General features: G+C 68.1%; 16 protein-coding genes. 5 read left to right on the plus strand and 11 right to left on the minus strand.

The features are described from left to right. Window positions 1–94 precede the first annotated feature (94 nt). The 4 genes from glyS to BM249_RS05760 form a co-directional block, all read right to left on the minus strand. Complete coding sequence (gene glyS, locus BM249_RS05745) at window positions 95–2,218, minus strand: glycine--tRNA ligase subunit beta (RefSeq protein WP_091969859.1); 2,124 nt, start codon at window positions 2,216–2,218, stop codon at window positions 95–97. A gap of 46 nt (window positions 2,219–2,264) precedes the next feature. Continuing rightward, on the minus strand, window positions 2,265–3,095 hold the full coding sequence (locus BM249_RS05750; RefSeq protein WP_091969861.1) for an EamA family transporter: 831 nt from the start codon (window positions 3,093–3,095) through the stop codon (window positions 2,265–2,267). A gap of 10 nt (window positions 3,096–3,105) precedes the next feature. Then, window positions 3,106–3,546: a hypothetical protein gene (locus BM249_RS05755; protein WP_091969863.1), complete on the minus strand. Its 441-nt coding sequence runs from the start codon at window positions 3,544–3,546 to the stop codon at window positions 3,106–3,108. Window positions 3,547–3,838: 292 nt separating this feature from the next. Beyond that, entirely contained in the window at window positions 3,839–4,768 is a 930-nt protein-coding gene (locus BM249_RS05760; RefSeq protein ID WP_091969865.1) for a glycine--tRNA ligase subunit alpha, read from the minus strand. A 200-nt stretch (window positions 4,769–4,968) separates the two neighbouring features. Between BM249_RS05760 and BM249_RS05765 the strand changes: the two genes are divergently transcribed. Further along, a complete protein-coding gene (locus tag BM249_RS05765) occupies window positions 4,969–5,208 on the plus strand; it encodes a hypothetical protein (RefSeq protein ID WP_091969867.1) in 240 nt (79 codons plus the stop codon). A 70-nt stretch (window positions 5,209–5,278) separates the two neighbouring features. Here BM249_RS05765 and BM249_RS05770 read toward each other — a convergent pair whose 3' ends face one another. The 3 genes from BM249_RS05770 to BM249_RS05780 form a co-directional block, all read right to left on the minus strand. Beyond that, the gene (locus BM249_RS05770; RefSeq protein WP_091969869.1) at window positions 5,279–6,139 is read right to left on the minus strand and encodes a S49 family peptidase; all 861 of its coding nucleotides are present in this window, start codon (window positions 6,137–6,139) and stop codon (window positions 5,279–5,281) included. A gap of 89 nt (window positions 6,140–6,228) precedes the next feature. Continuing rightward, window positions 6,229–7,011, minus strand: a complete 783-nt coding sequence (locus BM249_RS05775; protein ID WP_091969872.1) for a tRNA1(Val) (adenine(37)-N6)-methyltransferase — start codon at window positions 7,009–7,011, stop codon at window positions 6,229–6,231. After that, complete coding sequence (locus tag BM249_RS05780) at window positions 6,992–7,216, minus strand: putative signal transducing protein (RefSeq protein WP_091969875.1); 225 nt, start codon at window positions 7,214–7,216, stop codon at window positions 6,992–6,994. Before BM249_RS05780 ends, BM249_RS05775 begins: the two co-directional genes overlap by 20 nt. A 202-nt stretch (window positions 7,217–7,418) precedes the next feature. On the opposite strand from BM249_RS05780, the gene BM249_RS05785 reads away from it, so the two are divergent. After that, entirely contained in the window at window positions 7,419–8,438 is a 1,020-nt protein-coding gene (locus tag BM249_RS05785) for a polyprenyl synthetase family protein (RefSeq protein WP_244528615.1), read from the plus strand. A gap of 174 nt (window positions 8,439–8,612) precedes the next feature. On the opposite strand, the gene BM249_RS05790 is transcribed toward BM249_RS05785, so the two are convergent. The 4 genes from BM249_RS05790 to BM249_RS05805 form a co-directional block, all read right to left on the minus strand. Then, on the minus strand, window positions 8,613–10,226 hold the full coding sequence (locus BM249_RS05790) for a putative bifunctional diguanylate cyclase/phosphodiesterase (RefSeq protein ID WP_091969879.1): 1,614 nt from the start codon (window positions 10,224–10,226) through the stop codon (window positions 8,613–8,615). 109 nt (window positions 10,227–10,335) lie between these two features. After that, window positions 10,336–11,211 carry a 4-(cytidine 5'-diphospho)-2-C-methyl-D-erythritol kinase gene (locus tag BM249_RS05795; RefSeq protein ID WP_091969881.1) on the minus strand — a complete coding sequence of 292 codons (876 nt, stop codon included), beginning with the start codon at window positions 11,209–11,211 and terminating at the stop codon, window positions 10,336–10,338. A 76-nt stretch (window positions 11,212–11,287) separates the two neighbouring features. After that, window positions 11,288–13,141: a tetratricopeptide repeat protein gene (locus tag BM249_RS05800; RefSeq protein ID WP_091969884.1), complete on the minus strand. Its 1,854-nt coding sequence runs from the start codon at window positions 13,139–13,141 to the stop codon at window positions 11,288–11,290. A 158-nt stretch (window positions 13,142–13,299) separates the two neighbouring features. Next, on the minus strand, window positions 13,300–14,961 hold the full coding sequence (locus BM249_RS05805) for an electron transfer flavoprotein-ubiquinone oxidoreductase (RefSeq protein WP_091969886.1): 1,662 nt from the start codon (window positions 14,959–14,961) through the stop codon (window positions 13,300–13,302). A 211-nt stretch (window positions 14,962–15,172) separates the two neighbouring features. Here BM249_RS05805 and BM249_RS05810 point away from each other — a divergent pair, with 211 nt between their 5' ends. The 3 genes from BM249_RS05810 to moaB all read left to right on the plus strand — a co-directional run bounded on the left by BM249_RS05810 (window position 15,173) and on the right by moaB (window position 17,620). Next, window positions 15,173–16,039 (plus strand): uracil-DNA glycosylase, encoded by an 867-nt coding sequence (locus BM249_RS05810; RefSeq protein WP_091969887.1) that lies wholly within the window; start codon window positions 15,173–15,175, stop codon window positions 16,037–16,039. A gap of 91 nt (window positions 16,040–16,130) precedes the next feature. Further along, entirely contained in the window at window positions 16,131–17,036 is a 906-nt protein-coding gene (gene ypfJ / locus BM249_RS05815) for a KPN_02809 family neutral zinc metallopeptidase (RefSeq protein ID WP_091969889.1), read from the plus strand. Between the two features lie 26 nt (window positions 17,037–17,062). Then, the gene (gene moaB / locus BM249_RS05820) at window positions 17,063–17,620 is read left to right on the plus strand and encodes a molybdenum cofactor biosynthesis protein B (protein ID WP_091969891.1); all 558 of its coding nucleotides are present in this window, start codon (window positions 17,063–17,065) and stop codon (window positions 17,618–17,620) included. The last annotated feature ends 60 nt before the right edge of the window (window positions 17,621–17,680 follow it).

Consider the following 17,680-nt stretch of genomic DNA (forward strand, 5'->3'; position numbering starts at 1 on the left):
TCCGAGATCGACCACACCTCACCCCAACCCTTTCCTTCCAGGGGAGGGAGCCCGTCGCGCTTCACCGATCCGTGGCGATTATTTGAAGACGATCTCAGCCTTCGATGCGGGAAAAGTCCGCGACTTCGCGAGTGGCGGCCCGCAGGGCGTTGAGGAGGGCGAGGCGGTTGCGGCGCAGGGCCGGATCGTCGGCGTTCACCGTGACCTTGTCGAAGAACGCATCGACGGGCGCGCGCAGGCTCGACAGGGCCCGCATGGCCCCGGCGAAATCCTCCGCCGCGACGGCCTTCGAGGCCGCCTCGCGCGCCGAGACGAGGGCGTCCGAAAGGGCACGCTCCTCGGGCTCGCCCTGCGCCGCCAGGCCTGCATCGGGTGCGTCCTCATAGGTGCGCCCGTCCTTCTTCTCCTCGATGCGCAGGATGTTGGCTGCGCGCTTGTAGCCGGCGAGGAGGTTCTTGCCGTCCTCGGTTTCGAGAAATTGGCCCAGCGCCTCAACGCGGCGCACCACCATCAGAAGGTCGTCCTGGCCCGGCAGAGCGAACACGGCGTCGATGAGATCGTGGCGGGCGCCCTGGTCGCGGAGGTAGACTTTTAGACGATCGGCGAAGAAGGCCAGGAGGTCGGTGAGATAATTAGTCTTCGTCTTGGCAGGCGCGTCAGCGGACTTGTGAGACAAAGCTTGACCGGCAGCGTCGAACTGCTCCAGCAGCCTCAATCTCACCTGCCGCTCGGTGATCAGCCGAATCACGCCCAAGGCCGCACGCCGCAGGGCATATGGGTCCTTGCTGCCCGTTGGCTTCTCGTCGATGGCCCAGAACCCGACCAGTGTGTCGAGCTTGTCGGCCAGCGCCACGGCGATGGCGACGGGATCGGTCGGGACGCGGTCTGAGGGACCGACCGGCTTATAGTGATCCTCGACCGCAGCCGCGATGCTCGCGTGTTCGCCCTGCAGAGCCGCATATGTCCGGCCCATGAGGCCCTGAAGCTCGGGAAACTCGCCGACCATCTCGGTGACGAGATCGGCCTTGGCCAAGCGCGCCGCGCGCTCCGCGAAATCGGCGTCGGCTCCGACCAGCGGTGCGAGTTCCCGCGCGAGAGCCGCGATGCGCTTCACCCGTTCGCCCTGCGTGCCAAGCTTTTCGTGGAACACGATGGTGTCGAGCTTCGGCATCCGGTCTTCGAGCTTGATCGCCTTGTCGGTCTCCCAGAAGAACTTCGCGTCCGACAGGCGCGCGCGGACGACGCGCTCGTTGCCGGCCGTGATGGCCACCCCCCCGTCGCTGGCGACGAGGTTCGAGGTGAGGATGAAGGCCGGGGCGAGACGGTCCGAACCGGCTTCGCGCAGCACGAAGCACTTCTGGTTCGCCCGGATCGTCGCCCGGATGGCCTCGGCCGGGATGTCGAGGAAGGCGGGGTCGAAGGTACCGAGGAGCACCACGGGCCATTCGACGAGGCCCGCCACCTCTTCGAGCAGGCCCTCGTCCTCCACGAGTTCGAGGCCGCGCGCGAAGGCGAGGTCGCGGGCGTCGTGCAGGATGATGTCTTTGCGCCGATCCGCGTCGAGCACGACCTTGGCGCGCTCCAGGGCGGCGACGTAATCGTCGAAGCGGCGGACCTCGATGGGCTCGGGCGCGAGGAAGCGGTGGCCGTAAGTGGTGGTCCCGGCCGCGATGCCGTCGATGCTGAACGGCACCACCTCGGGCGTCTCGGTCTCGGGGCCGAAGGTGGCGACGATGGATTGCAGCGGGCGCACCCAGCGCAAGGCACCGGGCTGGGCGGACGCCTTGCCCCAGCGCATGGATTTCGGCCACGGGAACGCCCGGATGATCGCCGGCAGGATCTCGGCCAGGACATCGAGGGTGTCGCGGCCGGGCTTCTCGATGACGGCGACGTAGAACTCACCCTTCTTCGGATCGGAAACGACCGTCGCCTGATCGAGGCTGGCGAGGCCCGAACTCTTGAGGAAGCCCTGCACCGCCCCGTCGGGCGCGCCGACGCGGGGGCCTTTTCGCTCCTCACGCACATCCTTGCCGCGCGCCGGCAGGCCGGCGATGTGTAGGGCGAGGCGGCGCGGCGTCGCGAACGCCTTGGCGCCGTCATAGAGGAAGCCGCGCTCAACCAGCGCGTCCGTGACGAGCTTCTTCAAGTCCTCCGCCGCGCGCCGCTGCATGCGGGCGGGGATTTCTTCGGAGCGGAGTTCAAGGAGCAGATCGGGCATGGGCAGGCAATAAGACGGGCCGAACGGGGTGTCGAGGGGTGCGGCCTCACCCCGAGAGGGCGAGGCACGCGGCCCCCAGGGTGATGGCGCAGCAGCTCGCCAGACGCCGGGCCGTCAGCTCCTCGCCGAGGAACAGACGGGCGATGACGGCGGCGAAGACCACGCTGGTCTCGCGCAGAGCCGAGACCGCCCCCATGGCGTCGTGCTGCATCGCCCAGATGACGATGCCGTAGGCCAGGATGGCGGCGAATCCGCCGCCGAGGCCCCACAGGGTCTGGCTCATTGTGGCGCGGGGAATGCCCCGCGACCACGCGACGACGAGGAGCGGCAGGACGAGGCACCACGACAGGGACATCGCCGCCGTGTAGGCGATGGCGTCCCCCGCCAGCCGCACGCCGATGCCGTCCACCACGGTGTAGGCTGCGATGAAGATGCCCGTCAGGATGGCGACGGGCAGCGCCTTAAGGTGGAACCCCGTGCGGAGGGCGAGGGACAGGATCCCGGCCGAGACCAGACCGATGCCGAGGCAGGCCGTAGGGCCAAGGCGCTCGCCGGCCACCCCGGCGGCGGCCAAAGCCACGAGGACCGGCGACGCGCCCCGGGCGATGGCATAGGTCTCGCCGAGCTCGCCCGCGCGGTAGGTTGCCGTGAGGGCGAACATGTAGCCGAGGTGGAGCCCGCCGGACGCGGCGGCATAGGGCCAGCTCGCGGGCGCCGGCAGGGGTAGAACCAACAGGGCCACAGCGGACGCGGCCGCCATGCCGAGGCACATCAGGGCCGAGGCCCAGAGCCGGTCGAGGCCGCCGCGCAGGACGGCGTTCCAGCCCGCGTGAAGGGCGGCCGCGCAGAGAACCGCCGCGATGACGGGGGCGCTCATGCGGCCACCGTCAGTGGGTGTCTCCCTTCAGGAGGGCCGACAGCACCCAGCTCGGTTCACCCATCGAGCGAACCTCGTCGATACGCCAGACACCGTCCTCGCGGACCACCGTGTAGACGAGGCGCTGCGGCCGGTCGTCGACGAGGCTCACATCGACCTCCGCCCGCGCCGGACCGGCACGCGTCTCGACGAAGCTGACATCGCCGGTGACGTCGCGGGCGACGGGTTCGTGGTTCACCCGATAATCGAAGGTCAGAGCGCCCCCGGATCGTGGTCGCACATCTGCGCCGAACAGGGCCCGCAGGCGGGTGGTGTGGAGGGGGGACGCGCCTGCCCCGGGCTCGGCATAGAGACGGCGAACCACGTCGGTGGGCGTTTCGTCCGCCAGGGCCGGACCGGCCAAGGCGGACAGACAAACGGCGATGATGCCCGCCCGCCCGATCCAATCCATCCGCATCCCCCGTGCCTCATCGGGATCCCGAAGGGATTACCCCTCCGGCGAAAGTCGGGCAGAGCCCGGCATCCTCGTGCTGTGACGCAATCACTTCGTTCATGCGCCAGAGCACGAGGCTTTTGTTTTGCATCAATTTTCCCAGACTCGGCTGAAGCCTCCGTCTGGATTGATGCACTAGACCAGACCTCAATAAACCCGACCCATCGAGGTCTGCCCGCGCGGCGGCTCTCGACCGCCGGACCTCCTTCGAGCCCAACCCTCGGTTTGGCTCGAAGAAGAGGTGGTCTGATCAGGCTGCGCCGCCGCCCGCCGTCCGGAGGTAGGCCGCGCCGCACGCCTTCGCGAGCTCGCGCACCCGCAGGATGTAGCTCTGCCGCTCCGTCACGGAGATCACCCCGCGCGCGTCGAGGAGGTTGAACACGTGGCTGGCCTTGATGCACTGGTCGTAGGCCGGCTGCGCCATCCGGTGCGGGCCGGCCTCGTCCGTCGGCGCCCCGGCGTCGAGGTAGCTCCGGCACGCCTTCTCGGCGTCGGTGAACTGCCGGAACAGCATCGCGGTGTCGGCGGCTTCGAAATTGTGGCGCGAATATTCCTGCTCCGATTGTAGGAAGACGTCGCCATACGTGACCTTGTCGTCGCCTTCACCGCCGTTGAAGTTCAGGTCGTAGACGTTCTCGACGCCCTGAACGTACATGGCGAGGCGTTCGAGGCCGTAGGTCAGTTCGCCCGCCACGGGCGCGCATTCGACGCCGGCCACCTGCTGGAAATAGGTGAACTGGCTGACTTCCATGCCGTCGCACCAGCATTCCCAGCCGAGGCCCCAGGCGCCCAGGGTCGGGCTCTCCCAATCATCCTCGACGAAGCGGATGTCGTGGAGCTTGAGATCGACCCCGATGGCATCGAGGGAAGCGAGGTAGAGTTCCTGAAGGTTCTCCGGGTTCGGCTTCAGGATCACCTGGAACTGGTAATAGTGCTGCAGCCGGTTGGGGTTCTCGCCGTAACGCCCGTCCTTCGGGCGGCGCGACGGCTGAACGTAGGCCGCCCTCCAGGGCTTCGGCCCGAGGGCCCGCAGGGTGGTCGCCGGGTGGAAGGTGCCGGCGCCCACTTCCATGTCGTAGGGCTGCAGGATCACGCAGCCCTGCGCCGCCCAGAACCGCTGCAGCGTCAGGATCAGCCCCTGGAACGAGGTTTGGGGCGAGAGATCGACGGCGCTCGACATGGGCAATCCGGTCCGGAAACGGGCGGCCAGCGTTTAAGAGGCGGGCCGGGGGTGTCAAGCGAAGTCCGTGTGCCGTCGCACGCAATTCCGACACATTTGGCGTGGGCTGCCGGAACTGTCACGCTCCCTGCCAAGTTGATCCAGCAATCACGCAGTCTTCGCCGTCGCGATCGACCGGCGACCAATTGGATCAACGCGCCATGCGCTCGTCTTTCGCAGTGTTCACCGCCATCGCCGCCGCATCCCTTGTCGCCACCCCGCTGGTGATGAGTGCCTCCAACGCCTTCGCGACCCAGGAAAACCCCGCCGCCGTGACCATGCCGGCGCCGATCACCACCATCGAGGTCGTGACCGTGCCGGCCCCGGTTCAGGCCGAGACCTGCACCCGCAAGGTCCGGGTCGTGTATGCCGGTTACGGCAGCGAAGCCTGCGCGCGCTGAACGCTGGGATTTGCCGGGCTTGGCCCGGCATCCGCCGAAGGGATGATCTTTCGGTATTCCGGAACGGCCTTCAAAGACCGAATCGGGCCCAAGCCGTGCGCTCCTCGATGGCCGCGATGGCTTCGCCGGCCAAGCCGGCGGTGCTTCCGGGACCGGCTCGCCGCAGGATGCGAGCGATGAGCGAACCCTTCTTCTCGGCGATCATCACCAGTTCCACGTCCGCGCCGAAACGGGCGCGGAGGCTGGACCGCGCATCGCCCAACCCGTCCACGAGGCCGAGGCTCACGGCTTGGCGCCCGGTCCACACCGCCCCGGTGAACAGGTTCTCGCCGTTCGGATCGAGGCCGGAACGGCGCCCTCGGACCAGGGTCGTGAACAGATCCTGTACGTCGGCCTGAATCCGCTTAAGACGGGCGATGTCGTCGGGGTTCTCCGGCCGGAACGGATCGAGCATCGCCTTGGCCTCGCCCTGCGTGTGCACGCGGCGCTCGACGCCGAGGCGTTCGATGAAGCGGTCGAACCCGAAACCCGCCGAGACCACGCCGATGGACCCGATGAGGGAGGTGGGGTCGGCTACGATCTCGTCGGCCGCGCAGGCGATCATATAGCCGCCCGAGGCCGCCACATCCTCCACGAAGGCATAGACCGGAAGGGATTTTTCGGCGGCGAGCGCCCGGATGCGCTGATGGATGAGGTGCGATTGCGCCGGAGAGCCGCCGGGCGAGTTGATCACCAGGGCCACGGCCGCGATGCGCGGCGTCGCGAAGGCCCGCTCCAGGGGAGCGGCAAGGCTCGCCATGGAGAGACCCTGCCGGAACGGCGACACCGCTCCGATGGCGCCATCGAGACGCACCACCGCGACCCGGGGCTTGCGCTTGCGCCAGCGCGCGGGAAGGAGCGACCGCAGCCCGGCCGGGATCGTGAATGCCATGATGTCTCGTCAGGATAAGGACGCGGAAGCCGCGCGGGACGGGTGGGTTCTCTCAAAGATGGGTCGTGGTCCCGACTTCGCCAACGCGCTCAGGGCGCGTCGCCGTCTTCGATCCAGGCCGTGCCCGATGCCAGCGCCATGGCGACGGGTGTGAACGATCCGTCCTGGGCGTGCAGCACGAGGGGCGCGGCCAGGGTGAACGGCGCCCGGCTCCCCTTCACGGCCGAGATGAGGACTCGAATCGCCGGGCCCGCGGCGTGAGCCTGCACGGGGCGGACCAAAATGGCGCCGAACCGGCCCCGCAGGGCGTCGAGGCAGTCCGGCAAGGCATCGGCGCGGTGGATCATCCCGAGGCGTCCCCGGGGGCGCAGAAGTTCGACGCAGGTTCGTAGCCAGCCGTCGAGGCCGTTCACCGGAAAGGTGTGCGCCGCAGCCTTGCCGGCGACGGGGGATGCCCGGTGCCGACCGGTCTCGAAGAACGGCGGGTTGGTCAGAACGAGGTCGGCGAGGGCCGGCACGAGGCCGGCGGCGCGGCGCTCGTTTCCCCGCGCGAGCACGTCTGCGGCGATGATGGTGGTTCGGTCCGACACTCCGTTCAGGGTCGCGTTGTCCCAGGCGAGGGCGGCGAGATCCGGGTCGCGCTCGACCAGGATCACGCGACAATCCGGTGCCCGGAGGGCGACGGCGAGGCCCACGGCCCCCGTGGCGGCGCCGACATCGCAGACGGTGAGGCCCGGGGAGGGCCGGACGAGGCTCGCGAGCAACGCCGCATCCGTACCTGCGCGATGGGCGCCGCGTTCGGGCTGGCGCAGCCGCAGGCGGCCTCCGAGCCAGGAAGCGGACGCGGCCGGCTCAGGCGTCGCGCAGTTCATGGGCGAGACCCGCCTCCGTGAGCAATCGCCGCGCCCGCGCCGCGTGATCGGCCGGCACCAGCAGCCGGCGCGCGAACGCCCCGATGGAGCCCTCGAGTCCGCTCATATGGTTGTCGGCGACGAAGGCGGGAATCTCAGCGCCGACGAGGAGGGACTCGGCGAACCCGATGAGAATGATATCGTTGCTGCGAATGAGTTCGGTCATCGCGGTTTCCAACGGGAACGGTCGGGGGAGGGGCGGATTCGGTCGTGGTCCGCGAGCCTTGCGGCATGCTGCGTGTTGCAGCGCCTCCGAGCCCATGCGAATGGGGTGCCGCACGGAAGTCGGTCACGCAAGACGGATTTGAGCATACGGGTCGGTTTCAATGGACCCGCATTCGGCCGTCGGGTTGGGAGGCAACGGGGTTTTGGGCGTCGTAATACCCTTGGACGAGAACCGTCCCGATCCGGAAGCGAGCCTGACGGACCTCGTGGCCCTCGTCGCCACGGGCATGGAGCGCGTCAACGCGACCATCCTGTCGCGCACCGGCTCGTCCGTGCAGATGATCCCGGAGGTGGCCAACCACCTTATCGCATCCGGCGGCAAGCGCCTGCGCCCGATCCTCACCCTCGCGACGGCGGATATGTGCGCCTATGCCGGCGACGGCGCCGTGAAACTCGCGGCCAGCGTCGAGTTCATGCACACGGCGACCCTCCTGCACGACGATGTCGTGGACGAGAGCGACATGCGCCGGGGCAGCGTCGCGGCCCGGATCAAGTGGGGCAACGAAGCCAGCGTCCTCGTCGGCGACTTCCTCCTCGGGCAAGCCTTCCGCATGATGGTCGAGGTCGGGTCCTTGAAGGCCCTCGACATTCTCTCGGCCGCCGCCACGGTGATCGCCGAGGGTGAGGTGATGCAGCTCGCCGCCGCCAAGAACACCGAGACGACGGAAGACGAGTACCTCGCCGTCATCCGAGCCAAGACCGCCGAATTGTTCGCGGCCGCCTGCGAGGTCGGGCCGGTCATCGCCGAGCGCCCGCGGGCGGAACAGGCGGCCTGCCGCGCCTACGGCATGAATCTCGGCATCGCGTTCCAGCTCGTGGACGACGTCCTCGACTACGGCGGAACCAGCGCAAGCCTCGGCAAGAATGTCGGGGACGATTTTCGTGAGGGCAAGATCACCCTGCCCATTGTGCTGGCGTTCCGCCGAGGCACCGACGCCGAGCGCGCCTTCTGGAAGCGCACCCTGGAGGCGGGGGACGTGTCGGACGAGGATCTCGCGACGGCACTCACCATCCTGCGCGGCCACCGGGCCCTCGAAGACACCCTGGAACGGGCCCGCCATTACGGCGCCATGGCCCGCGACGCCCTCGGGCTTTTTCCGAAAGGTCCGATGAAGCAGGCCCTGCTGCAGGTGGTGGATTTCTGCATCGCTCGCGCGCACTGAGCGCGTTCGCTCCAGCACCACCCGGGCCTCTCGGTTCCGCTCCGATCGCGTGCGGACCGGATCGTGCCGCTTCCGGTCGATCGGCTCGCGTCAGTGAGACGTGAAGGGCTGCCTCTCGTTCCGGGGAAGAGGATCGGCGCTCGCCATAGTCCGGTTGGCTGATCCGAAACGGAATCAGACGGCGATGGCCAGGGGCATCCTCTGTTCGTTCGCCGCAGCCGTGGGATCGGCGATCACGATGTTGCCGCTGGCATCCGACCATTGCGCGAGGAGTTCGTCCGTCGCCAGCTTGGTCATGGGCCGACCGAACAGAAAGCCTTGCCCGTAGGTGCAGCCGAGATCGGCGAGGCGGTCGACACTCGACTCGGTCTCGATTCCCTCCGCCGTGGTGGATAGGCCGAGATTCGCGCTGAGCGCGATGATCGCATCGACGATCTTGCCCGGGTCCTCCCCGAGGGGAAGCGAGGCGATGTAGCTGCGGTCGATCTTCAGCTTGTCGAACTGCAATTCGCGCAGGTGGTGAAGGTTGGAATAGCCGGTCCCAAAATCGTCGAGGGCGATCCGTACGCCGAAATTCTGTAAAGACTTGAGAGTGACGCGCGCGGCGTCGAGATCGTTCACGAGGGCGGTCTCGGTGATCTCGATCTCCAGGCGTCCGGGGGCGAACCCGGTCTCGGTCAGGATCGCGAGGATGCGCTGCGGCAGCATCCGGTCCCGCAATTGCAGCGGCGAGATGTTGATGGCGAGTTGCAGGTGGGCCGGCCAGGATCTGGCGTCGTTGAAGGCCCTGCGCATGATCGACCACGTGAGATCGGAGATCATGCCGGTCTCTTCGGCGAGGGCGATGAACTCGTTCGGACCGAGGAGGCCGTGCTCGGGATGGTGCCAGCGCGCCAGAACCTCGAAGCCGATGAGTTCGCGGCCGGGCAAGCGTACCACGGGCTGGTAGAACGGCTCGATCTCACCGCGCTCGATGCCGAGACAGAGATCGCCCTCGATGCGAGCGCGGCGCTTGAGGGCACGCTCCATGTCGAGGTGGAACAGGCAGACGGTCCCCCGACCGTCGCGCTTGCCACGATCCAGGGCCACTTCAGCCTCGTGCAGGAGCGACACGGCATCGGTGTGGCCCGGCAAACCGAGGGCGATGCCGATGGTGGCGCCGATCTCGATGCGGGTCTGTTCCCACGACACGGGTTTCACCAGGCTCGCCACGATAGATTCGCCCAGGTGCGTCGCGGCTTCGCCGTCGAGGCCGTTCACCAACAGAGCGAACGCGTCGCCACCGATCCGGGCCACGAGCCCATTCGGAGGGGCCAGGACGCGAAGTCGCTCAGCGACGGCGCACAGAACCGCATCACCGGCGCCGCGACCGTGCAGATCGTTCACCGGCTTGAATCGGTCGAGGTCGATGGCGAGCACCGCGACCGTTCCCGCATCGGACCGCGACAGGAGATGTCCCAGAGCGTCCTGAAACATCCGGCGGTTGGCGAGCTTCGTGAGAGCGTCGTGGCGGCCGGCGAAATCGGCTTGATCACGGGCAGCATCACGCGCGAGGACGGCCCGGCGGAGCTTGCGCGACTTGTTCAGGGACGCGACGAAGAGCCCGACGCTCATGCAGACCGCCAGCATGAAAGCGTCCTGCAGCCGCTGCACGCCGGTCAAATTCAGGAGATGCCGGAACAGATCGAGCTGCGTCCCGGCGACCCAGATACACAGAGCGATGAGGACGAGGCAGATGGCCTCGTGCAGCATGTCCCGATTCCAGGAAGTCTCTCTCGTCTGGTCCATCCACCGCTCCCTGGCGGAGGCACACTAACCGCAAGACCCTTTCATCACCGTAAAGATATTCTTCTCCTCGCGCCGGGCGGCGACTGCGCGGGATTGCGTGGTGTTGCTGTCAGCGCAGCACGACCGGCTTCACCCACCAAGCGGGATGGGCCAGCAGGATACGGCGCGACGCCCGCGCCGCCATGGAGCGGTCGGAGAACACGCCGAACACCGTCGCTCCGGAGCCCGACATGCGGGCGAGCCGGCAGCCGGGCTCGCGGGACAACGCCTCCAGGGCCGCGCCGATGACCGGGGCGAGGCCAAGGGCCGGCTTCTCGAGATCGTTCCGGGCCGGACCGATCGCCGCCAGAACCGCTTCGGCATCGGCGCCCGAGGCAATCTCCGGATGCGGCTCGGGACGATGCCGCTCGCCGACGGCGAGGCCGAGGGCCCGGAACACCGGAGCGGTCTCGACGGGCACACCGGGGTTGATGAGAACGGCGGGGAGAGGCGCCATACCGAGGGCGGCGCCGATGCTTTCCCCGGCGCCGCGCATCATCCGCGCCCGGGGATCGAGGCAAACGGGGACATCGGCTCCCGTCGCCCGCGCGGACTCCAGAAGCACGGGATCGGCGGCGTCGAGGCCGTTGCTGCGACCGAGTAGTCGCAGGGCAGCCGCCGCATCCGACGAGCCGCCACCGATCCCAGCCGCCACGGGCAGGCGCTTGACGAGGTGGAAGGCACCCAGGGTCAGGCCCGGCCGGCGCGCGGCCAGGTGACGCGCGGCCCGGATGACGAGGTTGTCGTCCAGGGGGCCGGCGGGACCGGCGGTTGGACCCGACACCGTAAGGGTAAGGTCGCCGCCCGGCACGAGGGAGAGGGCGTCGCCCGCCCCCGAGAACGCCACGAGGCTTTCGAGCTCGTGGTAGCCGTCCCCGGCGCGGCGGCCGAGGACGTGAAGCGTGAGGTTGATCTTCGCCGGAGCGCGGGTGACGAGGATTGACACGGGCTCTCGACGTTCTGTTCGGGGATCGGGGCGCCGGTCTGGCCCCGCTTCCCCGTCCGCGTCAAGTCGTCGGCAATCAGCCGCCGCTCTTCTTGTCGGCTGCACCCGGCGGCTCGCTCGGGGCCGGAGCACCCTTCGGTAGTTCGGGATTCACCTTTTCAGCGGGCGGATTCTCGGCGGTGGCGGCCGGCTTGTCGAGTTCGGGCAGGCCGTCCTTGAGCTTGGCGTTGATCTTCTCGAGCTCCTCCGGATCGGGGTTCAGATCCTTGGCGTGCTGCCATTGGAACTTGCCTTCGAGGCGGCGGCCGGCGCGCCAATAGGCATCGCCGAGGTGGTCGTTGATCGTCGGATCGCCGGGCTTCAGCTCGATGGCCTTCTCCAGCTCGCGCATGGCCTCGTCCCAGCGTCCGAGGCGGAAATAGGCCCACCCGAGACTGTCGATGATCATGCCGTCGCGCGGGCTCGCGTCCACGGCCTGCTTCAGCATGGTGAAGGCTTCGTCGATGTTGATGTTCTGATCGACCCAGGAATAGGCGAGGTAGTTCAGCACCTGCGCGCGGGCAGCCGGCTGCGAGGGCGGCACGAGTTCGAGGGCCTTCTTGAGGTCGGCCTCGGCCTTGACCCATTGCTTGGCCCGCTCGTAGGCCGTGCCGCGGAAGTAGAACGTCGTCCAGAAGTTCGAGGCCGGCTGGTCGCCGATGAGGCTGATGGCCCGGCTATAGGTCTCGGCCGCCTCTTCGTACTTCTTGCGCGAGCGCTGCACGTTGCCGAGGGCCGTGATGACGTCGATGTCGTTGGGATGGGCCTTCATGGCCGCGTCGAGGTGCTGGATCGCCTCCTCGCCCTTGCCCATCTGCTCGAGATTCAGGCCGATCTGCACGTCGGCATTGAGGCGCAGGGGCGAGTTCGCCGGGATCTGCGCATAAGTCTCGTTGGCGCGCTCGGGCTGCTTCATCCGGTCGAGGATATCGGCCAGGGTCAGGCGCGCGAGGGCGTGCTCGGGGGCGAGATACAGGGCGAGGCGCAGGTAGACCACGGCGGGCAACTCGTCGCCCTGCGTCGAGCCGGCGGAGCCGAGGCCGTACAGCACCTCACCGGCCCCTTCCTGCGCCGTGGTGACGAGGCGGGGGAGGGGCTTGCCCTCCTTCAGGCGATTCAAGGCATCGCGCACGATGGGGTGGCGCGGCAGCAGCTTGTCGAAATCGCTGTAGGCCTGGATCGCCAGATCGGTACGGCCCGCCTGGGCCTCGAAGCGGGCATAGGCATCGACCACCCGCAGGGTGTTGTGGTCGCCGTCATAAGCCGCCTTCAGGCGGCGCTCGGCCTCGGCCTGGTCTCCCGTGACGGCGGCGATGAGGCCGGCATGATAGTCCCGGAAGGTGCTGTAGTTGCGCTCGCCCTTCAGCTTGTTGATGGTTTCCTGCGCACGCTTGCCGTCGCCCGCCCCGGCGAAGGCCCAGGCGGTGAGGAGCGTCGCCGTGAGGTCGGCCGCCGCCCCCCGGCCGCTGCGGGCGAAGTTCTGGCGCGCTTGCGCGAACTGACCGGCCTTGATCTGGCGCACCCCGAGGGCGAGCTGCGCGAGGCCGTTGGTGCCGTCGCGGCTCGTGAGACGCTCGGCCGCCCGGAACGCATCCGGCAGGGCACCGTCGGCGAGGAGGGACACGAAGGCCCGCTCCAGCAGTTCGGTGTTGCGCGGATCGGCCTTCACGGCCTCGCGGTAGAAGCTGGCTGCCGCCGCCGTGTCCTTCGAGGCCCCCGCGATATAGGCGGCGAGGAAGTTGCCCTCCAGGGATTCCGCCGGCTCGAACTCGGGCAGGGGGGTCGATTCCCGGGGCTGCGCCGCCTGAACCGACACGGTCGCCGCGAGGCAGAGGGCGAGGGCCGACAGGGTGCGGCGGCCAATCCGAGAAGTCTTGGCGTTTCCGTTCATGGGCACCGTTCACGGAGTCTGCGCGCCGGCCCGAACCGGGGCCGGCGCTTGATCGGGCGGGACACTGGACTCTTCCCACCCGGCCCGCAAGGCGTAACGCCGCCGCGCATGGGCCGGAATGATCGATGCGGGCCTCCCGCCCTGCGGCTGCGTCGGGGTCACATATTGGGGTAGTTCGGCCCGCCCGGTCCCTCCGGCGTCACCCAGTTGATGTTCTGGTTCGGGTCCTTGATATCGCAGGTCTTGCAGTGGACGCAGTTCTGCGCGTTGATCTGGTAGCGCACGCCGTCGCTCTGGGCCGCATCAGCCACCCACTCGTAGACGCCGGCTGGGCAGTAGCGCGCCGAGGGGCCGCCATAGACGTCGTGCTCCGATGCCTTCTGCAGGTCGAGGTTCTTCACGTTGAGGTGAGGCGGCTGGTCCTCCTCGTGGTTGGTGTTCGAGAGATACACCGACGAGAGGCGATCGAAGGTCAGCTTGCCGTCCGGCTTCGGGTAGACGATGGGCGTCACCTCGGAGAGCGGCTTGAGGCAGGCGTGATCGGGCTTGCCGTGCTTCAGGGTGCCGAACAGCGAAGTGCCCAGGAGGGTGTTGGCCCACATGTCGGCTCCGCCGAGGCCGACGCCCACGAGGGTGCCGTACTTCGACCACAGGGGCTTGACGTTGCGCACGCGCTTCAGGTCCTGGCCGATGGCGCTGTCGCGCCAGCCATTCTCATAGGCTGCGAGTTCGTCGCCCTGGCGGCCGGATTCGAGGGCCTGCGCGATGGCCTCCGCCGCCTGGATGCCCGACAGCACCGCGTTGTGCGAGCCCTTGATACGCGGCACGTTCACGAAGCCGGCGGAATCGCCGACGAGGCAGCCGCCGGGGAACACGAGCTTCGGCACCGATTGCCAGCCGCCCTCCATGATGGCGCGGGCGCCGTAGCCGATGCGCTTGGCCCCCTCGAAGGTCTCGCGGATCATCGGGTGGGTCTTGAACCGCTGGAACTCCTCGAACGGCGACAGGGTCGGGTTCTCGTAGTTCAGGTGCGTGACGAAGCCGACGGACAGGAGGTGATCGTCGAAGTGGTAGAGCCACGAGCCGCCGCCGGCCTTGTTCGGCAGGGGCCAGCCCATGGTGTGCTGCACGAGGCCGGCCTGGAACTTGTCCGGGCTGAGCTGCCAGAGTTCCTTGACGCCGAGGCCGTATTTCTGGTGGTCGCTGTTGGCGTTGAGCTTGAACCGGTCGATCAGTGTCTTCGTGAGCGATCCGCGCGCGCCCTCGCCGAAGATCGTGTACTTGCCGCGCAGCTCCATGCCGCGAGTGTAGTCGTCGCGCGGCTCGCCGGAGCGGCCGATGCCGAGGTCGCCCGTGGCGATGCCGACCACCGTGCCCCTGTCGTCGTAGAGCACCTCCGCGGCCGGGAAGCCCGGATAGATCTCGACACCGAGCGCCTCGGCCTTGACCGCGAGGTATTTCGTCACATTGGAGAGCGAACCGACGAAGTTGCCGTGGTTCGACATGAATTTGGGGAAGAACAGGTTCGGCATGGTGACGCCGCTGTTCTTCGTCAGGAACATGAACTCGTCCCGCTCCACGGCGGTCTTCAGGGGACGGTCCTCGTCCGTCCGCCAGTCGGGCACGAGCGTATCGAGCCCGGCCGGATCGACGACGGCGCCCGACAGGATATGGGCGCCGACCTCCGAGCCCTTCTCGACCACCACCACCGTGACGTCGGACGACAGCTGCTTCAGGCGGATGGCGGCGGCGAGGCCGGCCGGCCCGGCGCCGACGATCACCACGTCGAAATCCATCCCCTCGCGTTCGGGCAGTGCCATTCCGTCATCCTCCTGTCGCACCCCGCCGAGCGAGGCCGAAACAACCGATTGCGATCACTCTCAACCGATTCCAAGATGGGAACGCAAGCGGCCAGAGAAGCGTGATCCCCGTCGTGGTGAAGAGTCGCGCGGTGCGAAAGGCGTGGGCGCAGCGCCGTGGCGGTCGCGTGCCCGGTTGTCCACAGGCGTCGAACACGCCACATCCGGTGCTATGACTGCGAGCGAAGACCGCCAGCGCGACCTCATCGCCACCCTCGACTTCCACGTCGCGGCGGGGGTCGATCTCATGCTCGACGAGGAGCCGCACGATCGCTTCGCGGAGGTGGACGCCCCGCCGCGGCCCGCTGCGCGCGTCGCCGAACCGGCCCCGGAGCCCATCGCCCCACCACGCCGGGAGTTGCCGCCCCGTGGCGAGGCTCCGTCCCCGGCCCGAACCTTCGGACAATCGGCCGCCGCGCGCCCCGAGGCCGCCGCCGGCGATGCCCGCGCCCGCGCCAAGGACGTGACATCCCTCGAAGACCTCGAAAAGTTACTGGCGGGCTTCGACGGCTGTCCGCTGAAGTTCACGGCGAAGAACCTTGTCTTCGCCGACGGCAATCCGGCCTCCAAGCTCATGTTCATCGGTGAGGCGCCCGGCGCCGACGAAGATCGCGTCGGCAAGCCGTTCATGGGCCGCTCGGGCAAGCTCCTCGACCGGATGATGGCGGCCATCGGCCTCGACCGGACCAGCGCCTACATCGCCAACGTCGTGCCTTGGCGGCCCCCGGGCAACCGCAATCCGACGCCGCAGGAGGTCACCATCTGCAAGCCGTTCATCGAGCGGCAGATCGAACTCGCCGATCCCGACATCATCGTCTGCGTCGGCGGGCTTTCGACCCAGGCCATTACCGGCACGAAGGACGGAATCCTGAAGACGCGGGGCCGGTTCTATCCCTACCGGGTGGGGGACCGGGAGATCCGGGTCCTCGCGACCCTGCATCCGGCCTACCTCCTGCGCCAGCCCCTACAGAAGCGCCTCGCCTGGCGGGATTTTCGCACCCTCCGCGCGGCCCTCGACGGCAAAGCACAAGGCGGTTAGGCAGCAGCCAAGCGGAACCGTATGGCGCGCGCGGGGATTGGTTCCGGCGCGCGTCGTCGTCGCGCGGTCCGGGACGAGTGGTGGCGAAGAGATGCGCTGGGAAGATTTCCGCAGTTCGGACAATGTCGAGGATCGTCGTGGTGAAGGCGGCGGTGGGGGCGGCTTTCCGGGCGGCGGCGCCGGTGGTCTCGGCATCGGCGCCATCGTCATCCTGTGCATTATCGGCTGGGTGACGGGCATCAACCCCGCCGTGCTCATCGGCGGCGCCGAGCAGATGACGGGGGGCGGTCGTTCGCGTCAGGAACAGGTCGATCCGCAGACGCAGGCAAGACGCGGCACGAAGCCGACGGACGAGAGCGGACGCTTCGCCGCCGCGATCCTCGGCAACACAGAAGACGTCTGGAAGGAGATCCTGCCGAACCAGACCGGACGGCAATACCGGCCCACCACCATGGTGCTGTATACCGGCGGAACTCGCAGCGGCTGCGGCTCGGCCCAGGCCGCCATGGGGCCGTTCTACTGCCCGCTCGACAAGAAGATCTATCTCGACACTTCCTTTTTCAAGGAAATGGAGCAGAAGTTCGGCGTGAAGGGCGACTTCGCCTACGCGTACGTCATCGCTCACGAAGTCGGCCACCACGTTCAGGACGAACTCGGCATCCTCGGCAAGGTCCAGGGGCGCCAGCAGGCGGCGTCGAGCAAGGTCGAGTCGAACCAGCTTTCCGTGCGCGTCGAACTCATGGCCGATTGTCTGGCCGGCGTCTGGGCGAAGAACTCCAACGACAAGTACAATGCCCTGGAGCCCGGCGACATCGAGGAAGCGATGAATGCCGCCAGCGCCATCGGCGACGACAAGCTGCAGAAGCAGTCGCAGGGTTATGCGGTGCCGGATTCGTTCACGCACGGCTCGTCGGCTCAGCGCCAGCGCTGGTTCATGACCGGCTACCGCAGCGGCCAGACCAAATCCTGTGATACTTTCCGGGCGGCGGGGAACTGACCCCATCGTTGAGAGGCGCGAAAGCCATGGTCGCAGCCGATAAGACGCGAAGCTTCATTCCCCTGCGGATCGCGGTGCTGACGGTGTCGGACACCCGTTCCCTTGAGGACGACCGCTCGGGCGACACCCTGCGGGATCGGCTCACGGCGGCGGGGCACAGCCTCGCCGCGCGGGCCGTCGTGCCGGACGAGATCGACCGTATCCGGGGGCAGGTCGAGGCCTGGTCGCGGGACCCTGCCGTCGACGTGGTCCTCACCACGGGCGGCACCGGCTTCACCGGCCGCGACGTGACTCCGGAGGCCCTCGAACCGTTGTTCGAGAAACGGATGGACGGCTTCTCGGCGGTGTTCCACCGCATCTCCTACGACAAGATCGGCACCTCGACGCTGCAATCCCGGGCGACGGCCGGAGTCGTGAATGCGACGTACGTGTTCGTCCTACCCGGCTCACCCGGTGCCTGTCGCGATGCCTGGGACGGGATCCTCGCCGCCCAGCTCGACTATCGCCACCGCCCCTGCAACTTCGTCGAGATCATGCCCCGCCTCGACGAACACCTGCGCCGGGGCGCCAGCCTCGAGGTTTAGGGGTTCCCAAGGAATCTCCCTCGGGCAAGGAATCTCCCTCGGGCAAGGGATCATCCCTTG

It is taken from the genome of Methylobacterium gossipiicola (assembly GCF_900113485.1).
Taxonomy (GTDB): Bacteria; Pseudomonadota; Alphaproteobacteria; order Rhizobiales; family Beijerinckiaceae; genus Methylobacterium; species Methylobacterium gossipiicola.

Bases quoted from the DNA above. Each gene is read 5' to 3' on its own strand.
- BM249_RS05790 (WP_091969879.1), bottom strand. From the start codon at position 10,226: ATGGACCAGACGAGAGAGACTTCCTGGAATCGGGACATGCTGCACGAG.
- moaB (WP_091969891.1), top strand. From the start codon at position 17,063: ATGGTCGCAGCCGATAAGACGCGAAGCTTCATTCCCCTGCGGATCGCG.
- BM249_RS05780 (WP_091969875.1), bottom strand. From the start codon at position 7,216: ATGACCGAACTCATTCGCAGCAACGATATCATTCTCATCGGGTTCGCC.
- BM249_RS05800 (WP_091969884.1), bottom strand. From the start codon at position 13,141: ATGAACGGAAACGCCAAGACTTCTCGGATTGGCCGCCGCACCCTGTCG.
- BM249_RS05805 (WP_091969886.1), bottom strand. From the start codon at position 14,961: ATGGCACTGCCCGAACGCGAGGGGATGGATTTCGACGTGGTGATCGTC.
- BM249_RS05810 (WP_091969887.1), top strand. From the start codon at position 15,173: ATGACTGCGAGCGAAGACCGCCAGCGCGACCTCATCGCCACCCTCGAC.
- BM249_RS05765 (WP_091969867.1), top strand. From the start codon at position 4,969: ATGCGCTCGTCTTTCGCAGTGTTCACCGCCATCGCCGCCGCATCCCTT.
- BM249_RS05775 (WP_091969872.1), bottom strand. From the start codon at position 7,011: ATGAACTGCGCGACGCCTGAGCCGGCCGCGTCCGCTTCCTGGCTCGGA.
- BM249_RS05750 (WP_091969861.1), bottom strand. From the start codon at position 3,095: ATGAGCGCCCCCGTCATCGCGGCGGTTCTCTGCGCGGCCGCCCTTCAC.
- BM249_RS05770 (WP_091969869.1), bottom strand. From the start codon at position 6,139: ATGGCATTCACGATCCCGGCCGGGCTGCGGTCGCTCCTTCCCGCGCGC.
- ypfJ (WP_091969889.1), top strand. From the start codon at position 16,131: ATGCGCTGGGAAGATTTCCGCAGTTCGGACAATGTCGAGGATCGTCGT.
- BM249_RS05760 (WP_091969865.1), bottom strand. From the start codon at position 4,768: ATGTCGAGCGCCGTCGATCTCTCGCCCCAAACCTCGTTCCAGGGGCTG.
- glyS (WP_091969859.1), bottom strand. From the start codon at position 2,218: ATGCCCGATCTGCTCCTTGAACTCCGCTCCGAAGAAATCCCCGCCCGC.
- BM249_RS05755 (WP_091969863.1), bottom strand. From the start codon at position 3,546: ATGGATTGGATCGGGCGGGCGGGCATCATCGCCGTTTGTCTGTCCGCC.